Below are 12,111 nucleotides of genomic sequence, written 5' to 3'. Positions count from 1 at the left end.
CGAATTGCTTTGCGTCTCTTACTGCAGTGTTGGCCAGTGCGGTAGGTCCGCGACTCGTGCCCGCTTTTTTACAGCGTACTGAGCGTTTCTTGTTATCGAATTCGTTATGGACTGCTTGTGGACCCGCCAGGCTGCGTTTTATGCAGCCGGGCCGATTTCCACGCGGCGCGCTTCTTTCGCGTCCGCACCGCCGGTGACGGTTTCCGGCTTCTTCAGAATGATGTGATCTTCGGCGATGCCGGCGGCCTTCAGCGCGTCGCGCACGGCTTGCGCGCGGTGCTTGGCCAGTTCCGCGTTGGCGTCGGCCTTGCCGCTTGCATCGGTATAGCCCGAAAGCGTGAACTTCGCGTCCGGATGCGCCTTCGCGTAGTCGGCGGCGGCCTGGATCGCGTCCTTCGCGTCGGCGGGCAGCGTGCTCTTGCCCACTTCGAAGTAGACGCTCGCCGGCAGCGCGGCCGTGCTTTGCGCCGCGCCCGAAGCCTGATCGGCGCCGCTTGCTGCCGCTGCCGGTGCGCTGGCTTCAGCCGCACCACTGGCACCCGCCGCCTGATCCGCACCTGCCGCAGCCGTCGTGCCGCCGCCTTCCGGCATCTTGCCGTTGCGCGCATCGGCCACCTGACGCGGCTGCAGGATGTCGCCCGTGTGGTTGCCCCACGCGTTGCGCTCGTAGGTGATGACCGAAGCGATCTCGACGTCGTTGAGCGTGGGCGCCCACGACGGCATCGCCGCCTTGCCCTTGAGCACGATGCTCACGTGTTCCGCGATCGGACCGTTGGCGACCTTGCTGCCGTCCAGCGCCGGGAACGCGCCTGCGCCCTTGCCGGTGGGCTGGTGGCACACCGCGCAGTTCGAGGCGTAGACCTTCTCGCCGCGCTCCTTGAGTTCGGCCATCGTGTAGGTCTTGTTCGGGTCGTCGTTGGCCGCGGCCATCTTCGCCTTCTGCGTCTGCACCCACTTGGCGTAATCGTCGTCGGACAGCACTTCGACCACGACCGGCATGTAAGCGTGTTCCTTGCCGCAGAGTTCGGTACAGAAGCCGCGATACGTACCCACCTTCTCGGCCTTGAACCAGGTGTCGCGCACGAAGCCCGGAATCGCATCCTGCTTCACGCCGAACGCGGGCACGTACCACGAGTGCACCACGTCGTTGGCCGTCGTGATCACGCGGATCTTCTTGTTGACCGGCACGACCAGCGGATTGTCGACTTCCTGGAGATAGGTATCGGTGATCGGCGCGAGGCCATTCACTTCGCTACGCGGCGTGGTGAGCGTGGAGAGGAAGCTGATGCCCTCGCCCGGTCCCTTCACGTAGTCGTAGCCCCACTTCCACTGATAGCCGGTCACCTTCACGGTGATGTCGGCGTTGGACGTGTCCTTCATGGCGACAACGGCCTTGGTGGCCGGCAACGCCATCAGCACGACGATGATGAACGGCACGATCGTCCAGATGATTTCGACAGTCGTACTTTCGTGGAAATGCGAAGCCTGGTGACCCTTCGATTTGCGATGCGCAAAGATCGAATAGAACATGACGCCGAATACGCCGATGAAAATCACCGTGCATAGAATCAGCATCATCGTATGGAGGCTGTAGAGCTCTTCTGCGATGCGCGTGACGGGCGGCTGGATATTGATCTCGTTGACCGCTGGGCCGCCCGGACTGTCTCCGACTGCGAGTGCCGCGCCGGCGAATACGAGTCCGCTGCACGCCAGCACGCCCTGTAGGGCTCGCTTGATTGTTTTCATAGCTTCCTTACCCATAATTTCCATTCAAACCCTCGACCCCGCAGGAAGGTTTTGCAACCAGGTCACGCCCTGGGGGCGCACACGCCGCGTCGCGATTCACTCACAACGCGCATGAATTCACAGTGCGCGCACGAGCCACATGCGCAGTTCCCGCGCGAACTGCGCACGCCGATATTGCGGCAGATGCAAGCCGACAGCGACCGCCTGGCCGCGGGACACGAGACGCACCGGGTCGCGTGGGGTAGCGCCCGGCTCGACCCGGACCCAGCGGGGATTGAATTCGAACTGCGTGAGCGCGTCGGCGCTCATCTGCTCGATCACCAGCCGGTTCGGATAAAGCCTGATTCGTTCGTAATCGACAGCATGGCGCGCATAGATGGCGAAGGCGCCCCCAACGACCAACAGATCGATGCCAGTGAACGGCAAAACCAGCCAGGCGCCGTGGATCAACAGCAGAACGGCGATCGCGATGGAGACCAGCGCCAGCGAGACATAGAACAACACGAATTGCCTGGGCGAAACCGAACAGTTGCGCTTCATCGTCCAGTCCTTGAGGACCGGCTCCGGACTCGCCAGCAGATCAGATGTCTGCATCGCTCGTTTCCCCCACTGCAACATCCTCAGACTATCGCCGCTTTGCGCCTTGCACAACTGCGGGAGAATCTGGAGGCGCCGCGGTGTTGCACGGTTCCCGATACGGCTAACCGGCCGCCCCGCCACCTGCAGACGGACGCATTATAGGCGCGATCCCCAGCCCTAACAAGCAAGCCACAATCTGCCGCAAACCCAATACCAACGGGCATTCCGGCGATTTTTCGACAAATTTCCGGGGGCTTTTCAGGCGCTAATTTCAGGCATAACGAAAGCCCCCTTATTACCTTACCGATTACCTCAACGATTCCTCGACGGACCGCGCCCGATATCTTCGATCCGCACGATGCCGTGGCCTTCCGCCGTCATGCGCGGCACGGCTTTCCACGCGTGACCGTAGATGATCTCGAAGGTCAGCGGGATCGTGCCGGCGTTCGGGCCGTCCTTCAGGCGGCGCGCTTCGAGCGCGGCCAGCAGCGCACGATAGAGGCGCTTCGACGGGCCGCCCGCAGGCGGCGTGTGCTCGCCTTCGGCTGCGTCAAATGCGCGCGCGAACGGATACGCGCCCCAGCGGCGCACATCGGCGAGCAGCTTTTCCGGCGTCTTGTAGGTCACGGTGAGGGTTTCCTGATCCATCACCGGGATCTCGAAACCGTTCTCGACCAGCATGTCGCCCAGATCGTGCATATCGACGAAATCGATCACATGCGGCTGCGTGGGCACGCCATGCGCCGCCTCGACTTCCGCGTAGGCTCCGCGCAGTTCCTTGAGCGTGTCGGGCCCGAGCGTGCTGAACATCAGCAGGCCGTTGACCTTGAGCACGCGCTGCCATTCGCCGAACACGAGGTCCGGGCGCGGATGCCAGTGCAGCGCGAGGTTCGACCACAGCAGTTCGAAGGCTTCGTGCGCGAACGGCAGCGCCGCGAAATCGGCCTGCGCGAAACGCGGCCCGCGCGAGCCGAGCGCGCGGCCGATCGAGGCCGGCAAGAAACGCCGCCAGCTAGTGTCGTTGGCGTCGTGCGCGCGGGCGCGTTCGAGCATGGCGAGGGAGAGATCGGCGCCGAACACGGGCGCTTCAGGGAAGCGCTCGCGCAGTTTCGGCAGATCGTCACCGGGTCCGCAGCCCAGGTCGAGCACGCTCGACGGGCTCACCTTGATGTATTCGAGGCGCTCGCGCATCCGCTCGGCGATTTCTCGCGGCAGAAACGCAACCTCGTCGAAAGCCGCGGCGCGACGGTCGAAAGTCCGCTGCAGATAGCGCGGATCATAGGCCGGACGGCCGGGTCTGGGGTGAGACGGGGACATGTCGGTCGTATTGGCGAAGTCTGCGAAGTATACTCGCTCACTCCCATCCTTTCAGTTCACTCGCCCTGTCCGGGCTGTCCACGATGCCGCCGCCGCCCGATTCGACGTCCGATTCGCCTTCAACCGTGACGTCCAACCTGTCGCCTGCCCCGCGCCGCGCGTGCCGGAATCTGGCGTTGCGCGCGTTTCGGAGCGGGCGGGCGCGATGGCCGCGGCTCGTCCAGTTCGTGCTGACGGATCTGCTGCCGAATTCGCTACCGCATTGGTTACCCAGTGCCTGCGCATTATGCGGCAATTTGCCGCGACGCTCGCCCGGTGTGCGCAGTGCGGGCGCAAGGCCACGGGGCGCACGCCCGGTCCTGTGCGCAGCCTGCGATGGCGCGTACTGGAACGAGGCGCGGCTGCGCTGCACGGTCTGCGCGTTGCCGCTGTCGAGCCGGCGCGGCCGGCACGGCGGGCATGCGCGTTACCGATGTGACGCTTGCGTGAAAACGCCGCCCGCCTTCGACGCGACCATCGCACTGGCCGACTATCGCGCGCCGCTCGATGCGCTCGCGCGGGGCCTGAAGTTTCGCGCGCGGCTGGGATTGGGAGAAGAATTCGCGCGGCGTCTCGCGCGCGCAGCCGAAGACGCCCTCGATCCCGCCGATCCGCCCGCGCTGATCGTGCCCGTGCCGCTCTCGCGCGAACGGCTGATCGAGCGCGGCTACAACCAGGCGTGGCAGATCGCGAAGCCGCTCGCCCGCGCGCTAGGCGCTCGCGCCGACGCCACGCTGGTGCGCCGCACGCTGGACACCGCCGCGCAACCGAAACTCGATCGCGACACACGCCGCCGCAACGTGGGCCGCGCGTTCGCGCTGCGGCCCGCGCGAGTGCCGCTGGACGGCCTGCACATCGGCGTAGTCGACGATGTGATGACTTCGGGCGGGACGCTCGACGCCATGGCTCAACGGCTCAAAGCTGCCGGCGCGCGGCGCGTGACCAATTTCGTCGCCTTGCGCACCCCGAAGGACTGAGCTCCTTCATTCGTTTTCACGTTCTCTTCACGGTTGTTATCGTCATGTTCAACGTCGTTCTGGTCGAACCGGAAATCCCGCCGAATACCGGCAACGTGATCCGCCTGTGTGCCAACTCGGGCGCGCGGCTGCATCTGATCGAGCCGCTCGGCTTTCCGCTCGACGACACCAAGCTGCGCCGCGCCGGCCTCGACTATCACGAGTACGCGCAGATGCAGGTGCACAGCGACTGGGAGGCCTTCGTCGCGAAAGAAACGCCCGATCCATCGCGCATGTTCGCGTTCACCACGCGCGGCTCGGGCCGTTTTCACGATCACGCTTTCCTGCCCGGCGACTGGTTCGTGTTCGGCGCGGAAACGCGCGGTCTGCCCGATGGCGTGCTCGAACGCTTCGCGCCCGAACAGCGCGTGCGCCTGCCGATGCGGCCGGGCAACCGCAGCATGAATCTGTCCAATACCGTCGCCGTGGTGGTGTTCGAGGCGTGGCGGCAGGCGGGTTTCGAGGGCGGAGAGTAAGTTTGCGGCGCGCTTAGCTGGACTCGCGCGCGGCGAGTTCGCGCTGGTAGCGCGCGAGCATCGCATCGTCGAAACAGGCGAAGATCACATGTTCGAGCGCAGCAAACGCAGGCAATGAATCGATGACGGTTGCAAGCGCAATCGTCACGGCCTGGTCGGGCGGAAAGCGGTACACGCCGCAACTGATCGCCGGAAACGCGATGCTTTTCACGCCCGCAGCGCGCGCCACGTCCAGCGAGCGCCGGTAGCACGAAGCGAGCAGCGCTGCTTCGTCGCGCGCGCCGCCGTTCCAGACCGGCCCGACCGTGTGGATCACATGTTTGGCGGGCAGTTGATAGCCCGCGGTGATTTTCGCGTCGCCGGTTTTGCAGCCGTTGAGCGTTTCGCATTCGCACAGCAATGGCTTGCCGGCTGCGCGATGGATCGCGCCATCCACGCCGCCGCCGCCGAGCAGCGACGTATTGGCGGCGTTCACGATGGCGTCGACATGCAGCGTGGTGATGTCGACGACTTCAGCGCCGATACGGCAATTTCCGATTGTCAGCATGACGGCACTCCTTGTTCAGCACGAGGCAGAAGCACCGTCGCCCGGCGCTATTCCGCCTTCGCGTCGCGCCGGAGCAGCGCGCTCACGGCGTCGCGCGGCGCGACGCCATCGAACAGCACGGCGCATACCGCTTCGGTAATCGGCATATCGATCTGATGGGCGCGTGCAATCGCCAGCACGGCGCGCGCGCAGCGCACGCCTTCGGCCACATGACCGAGCGCGCCCAGAATATCGTCGAGGGTGCGCCCGCTCGCGAGCTGCTTGCCCACGGTGCGGTTGCGTGACAGATCGCCGGTTGCGGTGAGAATCAGATCGCCCAGGCCCGTGAGACCGGTGAAGGTTTCTGCGCGGCCGCCCAGCGTCACGCCCAGACGCGACATTTCCGCGAGACCGCGCGTGATGAGCGCGGCGCGGGCGTTGAGGCCGAGGCCCAGACCGTCGGAGATACCGGTGGCGATCGCCAGCACGTTCTTGACCGCGCCGCCCACTTCCACGCCCACGACATCGTCGCCGGTATAGATGCGCATGGCGCGATGATGGAACGCGGCGAGCGTGCGCTCGCGGCAATCGGCCGAGGCGCTGGCCACCGTCAGCGCGACCGGCAGGCCATCGCCCACTTCGCGCGCGAAGCTCGGGCCGGACAGCACGCCGTTACTCGCATGATCGGGCAGTTCGGCGGCCACGACCTGATGCGGCATCAGTTGCGAATCGGCTTCGAAACCCTTGCACAGCCACACGAAATGCGCAGGCACGCGGCCCATGTCGCGCATGGTGCGCAGCATGTCGCGCAGGCCCGCCACGGGCGTGCCGAGCACGACGAGATCCGCCTCGCCCGACGCATGGTCGAGCGCCGCAGCCAGATCGGTTTCGTATTTGAGTGTTTGCGGCAGCGAGACGCCCGCGAGATAGCGGGCGTTCTCGTGCGTCTTGCGCAGCGTATCGACGAGCGCGCCATCGCGCGCCCATAACAGCGTGTCATGCGCCTGGGCGAGATGCCCTGCCAGCGCGGTGCCCCACGCTCCGGCGCCGAGAACGGCGACTTTCATTCCAGTACTCCGCACCGGTTGTGAGGTTCAGCGGTCAATCAATGCGTGGCGTTGCTGCTGGCGCCTTGTTGCTGCGCGAGCTGCTGCAGGCGTTGCTCGTAGAGCGCCTGGAAGTTGATTTCGGCCAGATGGATCGGCGGGAAGCCCGCACGCGTGATCGCGTCGGCGATGTTCGAGCGCAGGTACGGGAACAGGATCGTCGGGCAAGCGATGCCGACGAGCGGGTCAACCTGCTCTTCCGGGATGTTGCGGATGTCGAAAATGCCGGCTTGCTTGGCTTCGATCAGGAACGCGACCTTGTCCTTGACCTTGGCGGTGACCGTGCCGGTCACGAGGATTTCGAACACCGATTCCGCGAGGCGCTCGGCCTTGACGTCGACTTCCACTTCGACGGAGGGCATGTCCTGCTCGAGGAAGATGGCCGGCGAGTTCGGCTGCTCCAGCGAAAGGTCCTTGAGGTAGATGCGCTGGATGTTGAAGAACGGCTGGTTGTTCTCGTCAGACATGGTGTTTGGCTTCCTGATTAGATGGAGTTGCGGTGGCACAGTATCGCGATGTTTGGCTCTGGCCGATATCGGCCAGCATCAAAACGTCACTGCGAAACTTCACTGCGCAGCCGCAATGAGCAGCAACGGCAAAAACGACAATAACAAGCGACTAACAAGCGACAGCAAGCCCGCGCGCGCCTTACCGGCCCGCACGGGCGAAAACATCGCGACGCGGCCGTCGAGCCAGGCACCGCATGCCCGGCTGGACGCGTGAAGCTCAGGCCGCCGCTTCGAGCAGCGGCATCAGGCCGCCGGCACGGTCGAGCGCGGAGAGGTCATCGTAACCGCCCACATGCGTCTCGCCGATGAAAACCTGCGGCACGGTACGGCGGCCGGTGCGCGTCATCATTTCTTCGCGCCGCGCCGGGTCCCGGTCGATCAGCACTTTCTCGATGTGTTCGACGCCGCGCGACTTTAAAAGACGTTCGGCCATCTGGCAATACGGGCACACCTGGGTGCTGTACATGACAACCTTGCTCACTTCGTACCTCCTTGTTTCACGACCGGCATGCCGGCCTGCTGCCAGGCGTTCACGCCGCCGTCCAGCACGTGGACTTCGGCAAAACCGGCTTCCTTCACGAGGTTTGCGGCCTTGTGCGACTGCTGGCCCGTCTGGCAGACCAGCAGCACCGGGTTGCTCTTGTTCTTCACGAACTGGGCGACCTTGCCTTGCAACTCGCCGACCGGCAGGTGGCGGGCAGCAGGCAGGTGGCCCTTCGCGAATTCGTCCGCGGAACGCACGTCGATCACGACCGCGTTGCGGCGGTTGATCATCTGCGTCGCTTCAGCGGCCGAAACGCCGCCGCGCCCGCCGCGTTTAAGCGTCGGCCACAGGAGCAACCCTCCTGAGATGAGGACGATCGCGATGAGTACAAGGTTGATGTAATTGGTAAAGAACGTCACGGATGAGCCGCCGGGAAAAAGAGAAATCGAGGGAAATCCAGTTCAGACAATCCGCTCATTATAAAATAACCCTTTGTCGCAGGGTTGCCGCCCCCCAGCCCGGGTGTGCAGCCCGCTGGACCGGGCAGCGTTCGCCAGGTAGCCGTATCACCGACGTTCCCCGTCCCCGATTACCGCTTCCCTCACTACCGACCGTCATCCACATGTACAAACTCGTACTCATCCGCCACGGCGAATCGACCTGGAACAAGGAAAACCGCTTCACCGGCTGGGTGGACGTCGACCTGACCGAACAGGGCAACCGCGAAGCCCAGCAGGCCGGCCAGCTGCTCAAGGCTTCGGGCTTTGCGTTCGACATCGCCTATACGTCGGTGCTCAAGCGCGCGATCCGCACGCTCTGGCACGTCCAGGACCAGATGGACCAGATGTACCTGCCCGTCGTCCACTCGTGGCGCCTGAACGAGCGCCACTACGGCGCGCTTTCGGGTCTGAACAAGGCCGAAACGGCCGCCAAATACGGCGACGAACAGGTCCTCGTCTGGCGCCGCAGCTACGACACGCCGCCGCCCGCGCTCGATCCGTCGGACGACCGCACCGCCTACAACGACCCGCGCTACGCGAAAGTGCCGCGCGAAGAGCTGCCGCTCACGGAATGCCTGAAGGACACCGTGGCGCGCGTGCTGCCGCTGTGGAACGAGTCGATCGCCCCGGCCATCAAGGCAGGCAAGAAGATCGTGATCGCCGCGCACGGCAACTCGATCCGCGCGCTCGTGAAGTACCTCGACGGCATTTCGGACACCGACATCGTCGGCCTGAACATTCCGAACGGCGTGCCGCTCGTCTATGAACTGGACGAGAACCTCAAGCCCATCACGCACTACTACCTGGGCGACGCCGATGCCATCGCCAAGGCGCAGGCTGCCGTGGCGAACCAGGGCAAGGCGGGCTGAACCCACGCGGGTTGAACCCATCTTTTCCCTGTTCCGCATCACATCCACCGGCCGTGCGCGCCACGCCTCGGCCGGTGGGTGCTTGCGCGACGCGCGCCGCCGCGCGCCTCTTGCGCCCGCGCAAAGTCGCACTCAAGACCGATCCAGTATTTCCTGCCGATTTGCGCGCGCTCACTGGCAAAGCTGCCAGCTGCCCGACACATCGCTGCCAGACCCGCACCCAGCAAGGCTCTGCGGCACGCGCCTTGCGAACCCGCAGGCATTCCGACTGTCGAACCCGCAACGTTCGTCCCTGCATCGCGCCTTATATACAGGGCGGCCGGGTGTGCAGTTATACTTGTCCGTCGCTTTTCCATTAGACGCTGCCACGCGCCTTTCGACCGCACGCAACAACCTCTATGCGAAAGAACCTAAAAAACATCGGCCTGATTGCCGCTGGCCTCGCGACCGGCGTATTTGCCACGCTGCAGATTTCCGCCGAGGCGCAGCAAACCCAGCAGACGGTGATCGAGCCGCTGCCACTCGACCAGCTCCGGCTTTTCGCCGAAGTCTTCGGTCAGATCAAGCATGAGTACGTCACGCCGGTCGACGACAAGAAGCTCCTCACCGCTGCCATCAAGGGCATGGTGTCGAGTCTCGACCCGCACTCGTCGTATCTCGACAAGACCGACTACCAGGAACTCCAGGAACAGACCAAGGGCCGCTTTGCGGGCCTCGGCATCGAGATCTCCTCGGAAGACGGCCTCATCAAGGTGATCTCGCCGATCGAAGACACGCCCGCGTTCCGCGCCGGCATTCGTCCGGGCGACCTGATCACGCGTATCAACGACAAGCCCGTGCGCGGCATGACGCTCGACCAGGCGGTCAAGCAGATGCGCGGCGACCCGGGCACCAAGGTCACGCTCACGATCTTCCGCAAGACCGACGACCGCACCTTCCCGCTCACGATCACGCGCGCCATCATCAAGGTGCAGTCCGTGAAGTCGAAGATCCTGCAGCCGGGCTACGCGTACATCCGCATCACGAGCTTCCAGGAACGCACCACGCCTGACCTCGCAGCCAAGCTGCAGGACATCGCGCGTCAGGAGCCGAACCTCAAGGGCCTCATTCTCGACCTGCGCAACAACGGCGGCGGTCTGCTGCAAAGCGCGGTCGGTGTCGCGGGCGCATTCCTGCCGGCGGATTCGGTCGTCGTTTCGACGAACGGCCAGATCCCCGATTCCAAGCAGGTCTATCGCGACAACTACGAGAACTACCGCCTGCCGTCGTTCGACGGCGATCCGCTCAAGGGCGAAGCAGCCGAGTTCAAGACCGTGCCGATGATCGTGCTGACCAACGCCTACTCGGCGTCGGCATCGGAAATCGTCGCGGGCGCGCTGCAGGACCAGAAGCGTGCGCTGATCATCGGCAAGACGACGTTCGGCAAGGGTTCGGTGCAGACCGTGCGCCCGATGACGGCCGACACCGCGCTGCGTCTGACCACGGCGTACTACTACACGCCGAGCGGCCGTTCGATCCAGAACAAGGGCATCCGTCCTGATGTTGCGGTCGATCAGTACGCCGAAGGCGATCCGGATGACGCACTCGTCACGCGCGAAGTCGACTACTCGAACCACCTTGCGAACACGCAGGACCCGGACGAGAAGAAGGAACAGGATCAGCGCGAACAGGAACGCATGGACATGCTGCGCCAGCTCGAAGAGCAAAACGACAAGAAGACGCCGGAACAGCGTCAGAAGGATCGTGAGCGCAAGCCGGTCGAATTCGGTTCCACCGACGACTTCATGCTCCAGCAAGCCCTGAACAAGCTGCAGGGCAAGCCGGTGACGGAATCGAAGTCGCCGATGGAGCGTCGTCTCGCGCAAGCCAAGCCGCCTACGTCGGCATCGGCGCCTATCGCTGTGAAGCCGTCGGCTTCGGCAGTGCCGGGTGCATCGACGCCGGCTCCGGCCACGGCGCCTGCGAAGTAAGACGTAGCGTCACGCAATATCCAGGCAGTACGCGCCTTGCGGCCCTTCGCGCTTCACGCGCCAAGGGCCGCAAGGCCATCTACGCCAGCGCCGGTACAATAGGCGGTCTGTACTTCTGGCGCGCGTCGCGGCCTCCCGGCCCATCGTCGCGCCCGCACCGTGCGCATTGCGATGAACGACGACCAACTCCTCCGCTATTCCCGCCACATTCTCGTCGACGAGATCGGCATCGAGGCGCAGCAGCGCTTTCTCGACGCGCACGCGCTCGTGATCGGCGCGGGCGGCCTTGGCTCGCCGGCGGCCATGTATCTCGCCGCTTCGGGCGTGGGCACGCTCACGCTCGTCGATAACGACACCGTCGATCTCACCAATCTGCAGCGGCAGATCATGCACGAGACGGCTTCGGTTGGCCGCGCCAAGGTCGAGTCGGGCCGCGACGCCATCGCGCGCCTGAATCCCGAGGTGAAGGTGAACGCTGTGCAGGCGCGCATCGACGACGCCTGGCTCGACGAACACGTGCCGCGCGCGAGCGTCGTGCTCGATTGCACCGACAACTTCGCCACGCGCCACGCCATCAACCGCGCCTGCGTGAAGCATGGCGTGCCGCTGGTGTCGGGTGCGGCGCTGCGCTTCGACGGCCAGATCAGCACCTTCGATTTCCGCGACGAAAGCTCGCCCTGCTACGCCTGCGTGTTCCCCGAAGATCAGCCTTTCGAGGAAGTGGCGTGTTCGACCATGGGCGTATTCGCGCCGACGGTCGGCATCATCGGGGCGATGCAGGCGGCGGAAGCGCTGCGCGTGGTCGGCGAGATCGGCACGCCGCTGGTCGGGCGGCTCATGATGCTCGATTCGCTGCGCATGGAATGGAACACGATGCGCATCGCGCGTCAGCCCGACTGCCCGGTTTGCGGCGAGCGGCACGCATAACACAGCAAGCGGTACGCAGTACGCATAAAAAAGCCCCGGCATGCCGG

The 12,111-nt window shown here is 64.7% G+C and carries 14 protein-coding genes; 6 read left to right on the top strand and 8 right to left on the bottom strand.

Annotated elements, in window-relative coordinates; all coding sequences use genetic code 11:
* Positions 1-138 precede the first annotated feature (138 nt).
* From coxB to U5A67_RS00060, 3 genes are all read right to left on the bottom strand, one after another.
* Positions 139-1,770 (bottom strand): cytochrome c oxidase subunit II, encoded by a 1,632-nt coding sequence (gene coxB / locus U5A67_RS00070; RefSeq protein WP_321815868.1) that lies wholly within the window; start codon positions 1,768-1,770, stop codon positions 139-141.
* Between the two features lie 93 nt (positions 1,771-1,863).
* On the bottom strand, positions 1,864-2,340 hold the full coding sequence (locus tag U5A67_RS00065; protein WP_321815867.1) for a DUF2244 domain-containing protein: 477 nt from the start codon (positions 2,338-2,340) through the stop codon (positions 1,864-1,866).
* 297 nt (positions 2,341-2,637) lie between these two features.
* Positions 2,638-3,642 carry a methyltransferase domain-containing protein gene (locus U5A67_RS00060; protein WP_321815866.1) on the bottom strand — a complete coding sequence of 335 codons (1,005 nt, stop codon included), beginning with the start codon at positions 3,640-3,642 and terminating at the stop codon, positions 2,638-2,640.
* Positions 3,643-3,869: 227 nt separating this feature from the next.
* Here U5A67_RS00060 and U5A67_RS00055 point away from each other — a divergent pair, with 227 nt between their 5' ends.
* Together U5A67_RS00055 and trmL are read left to right on the top strand one after the other, a co-directional pair.
* Positions 3,870-4,658 carry a ComF family protein gene (locus U5A67_RS00055; protein ID WP_415767480.1) on the top strand — a complete coding sequence of 263 codons (789 nt, stop codon included), beginning with the start codon at positions 3,870-3,872 and terminating at the stop codon, positions 4,656-4,658.
* A gap of 44 nt (positions 4,659-4,702) precedes the next feature.
* Entirely contained in the window at positions 4,703-5,173 is a 471-nt protein-coding gene (trmL, locus tag U5A67_RS00050; protein WP_205984086.1) for a tRNA (uridine(34)/cytosine(34)/5-carboxymethylaminomethyluridine(34)-2'-O)-methyltransferase TrmL, read from the top strand.
* 13 nt (positions 5,174-5,186) lie between these two features.
* Here the strand turns inward: trmL and U5A67_RS00045 are convergent, their stop codons facing one another.
* From U5A67_RS00045 to secB, 3 genes are read right to left on the bottom strand one after another with little or no spacing between them, the layout of a single operon-like run.
* Positions 5,187-5,720, bottom strand: coding sequence for an O-acetyl-ADP-ribose deacetylase (locus U5A67_RS00045; protein WP_321815864.1), 534 nt, complete (start codon positions 5,718-5,720; stop codon positions 5,187-5,189).
* Between the two features lie 47 nt (positions 5,721-5,767).
* Positions 5,768-6,766 carry an NAD(P)H-dependent glycerol-3-phosphate dehydrogenase gene (locus U5A67_RS00040; protein ID WP_321815863.1) on the bottom strand — a complete coding sequence of 333 codons (999 nt, stop codon included), beginning with the start codon at positions 6,764-6,766 and terminating at the stop codon, positions 5,768-5,770.
* Positions 6,767-6,804: 38 nt separating this feature from the next.
* The gene (secB, locus tag U5A67_RS00035) at positions 6,805-7,272 is read right to left on the bottom strand and encodes a protein-export chaperone SecB (RefSeq protein WP_205984089.1); all 468 of its coding nucleotides are present in this window, start codon (positions 7,270-7,272) and stop codon (positions 6,805-6,807) included.
* Positions 7,273-7,387: 115 nt separating this feature from the next.
* Between secB and U5A67_RS00030 the strand changes: the two genes are divergently transcribed.
* Positions 7,388-7,528, top strand: a complete 141-nt coding sequence (locus U5A67_RS00030) for a hypothetical protein (protein ID WP_321815862.1) — start codon at positions 7,388-7,390, stop codon at positions 7,526-7,528.
* 3 nt (positions 7,529-7,531) lie between these two features.
* Here the strand turns inward: U5A67_RS00030 and grxC are convergent, their stop codons facing one another.
* Positions 7,532-7,795 carry a glutaredoxin 3 gene (grxC, locus tag U5A67_RS00025; RefSeq protein ID WP_027815727.1) on the bottom strand — a complete coding sequence of 88 codons (264 nt, stop codon included), beginning with the start codon at positions 7,793-7,795 and terminating at the stop codon, positions 7,532-7,534.
* A complete protein-coding gene (locus tag U5A67_RS00020) occupies positions 7,792-8,217 on the bottom strand; it encodes a rhodanese-like domain-containing protein (protein ID WP_205984090.1) in 426 nt (141 codons plus the stop codon). The genes grxC and U5A67_RS00020 overlap by 4 nt, the downstream gene beginning before the upstream one ends.
* Before the next feature lie 203 nt (positions 8,218-8,420).
* On the opposite strand from U5A67_RS00020, the gene gpmA reads away from it, so the two are divergent.
* The 3 genes from gpmA to U5A67_RS00005 all read left to right on the top strand — a co-directional run bounded on the left by gpmA (position 8,421) and on the right by U5A67_RS00005 (position 12,064).
* On the top strand, positions 8,421-9,167 hold the full coding sequence (gene gpmA / locus U5A67_RS00015; RefSeq protein ID WP_205984091.1) for a 2,3-diphosphoglycerate-dependent phosphoglycerate mutase: 747 nt from the start codon (positions 8,421-8,423) through the stop codon (positions 9,165-9,167).
* Positions 9,168-9,565: 398 nt separating this feature from the next.
* Positions 9,566-11,137, top strand: a complete 1,572-nt coding sequence (locus U5A67_RS00010; protein ID WP_205984092.1) for a S41 family peptidase — start codon at positions 9,566-9,568, stop codon at positions 11,135-11,137.
* 171 nt (positions 11,138-11,308) lie between these two features.
* On the top strand, positions 11,309-12,064 hold the full coding sequence (locus U5A67_RS00005) for a molybdopterin-synthase adenylyltransferase MoeB (RefSeq protein ID WP_321815861.1): 756 nt from the start codon (positions 11,309-11,311) through the stop codon (positions 12,062-12,064).
* Positions 12,065-12,111: the final 47 nt, after the last annotated feature.

This window comes from Paraburkholderia sp. J69-1 (assembly GCF_905220255.1).
GTDB lineage: Bacteria > Pseudomonadota > Gammaproteobacteria > Burkholderiales > Burkholderiaceae > Paraburkholderia.
The sequence above is the reverse complement of the archived record's forward strand: the minus strand, read 5'-3'. Positions and strand labels throughout refer to the sequence as shown.

Coding starts and splice junctions, on each gene's coding strand:
- U5A67_RS00060 (WP_321815866.1), bottom strand. CDS start 3,642: ATGTCCCCGTCTCACCCCAGACCCGGCCGTCCGGCCTATGATCCGCGC.
- coxB (WP_321815868.1), bottom strand. CDS start 1,770: ATGGAAATTATGGGTAAGGAAGCTATGAAAACAATCAAGCGAGCCCTA.
- U5A67_RS00005 (WP_321815861.1), top strand. CDS start 11,309: ATGAACGACGACCAACTCCTCCGCTATTCCCGCCACATTCTCGTCGAC.
- U5A67_RS00030 (WP_321815862.1), top strand. CDS start 7,388: ATGAGCAGCAACGGCAAAAACGACAATAACAAGCGACTAACAAGCGAC.
- U5A67_RS00040 (WP_321815863.1), bottom strand. CDS start 6,766: ATGAAAGTCGCCGTTCTCGGCGCCGGAGCGTGGGGCACCGCGCTGGCA.
- U5A67_RS00010 (WP_205984092.1), top strand. CDS start 9,566: ATGCGAAAGAACCTAAAAAACATCGGCCTGATTGCCGCTGGCCTCGCG.
- trmL (WP_205984086.1), top strand. CDS start 4,703: ATGTTCAACGTCGTTCTGGTCGAACCGGAAATCCCGCCGAATACCGGC.
- U5A67_RS00045 (WP_321815864.1), bottom strand. CDS start 5,720: ATGCTGACAATCGGAAATTGCCGTATCGGCGCTGAAGTCGTCGACATC.
- secB (WP_205984089.1), bottom strand. CDS start 7,272: ATGTCTGACGAGAACAACCAGCCGTTCTTCAACATCCAGCGCATCTAC.
- gpmA (WP_205984091.1), top strand. CDS start 8,421: ATGTACAAACTCGTACTCATCCGCCACGGCGAATCGACCTGGAACAAG.
- U5A67_RS00065 (WP_321815867.1), bottom strand. CDS start 2,340: ATGCAGACATCTGATCTGCTGGCGAGTCCGGAGCCGGTCCTCAAGGAC.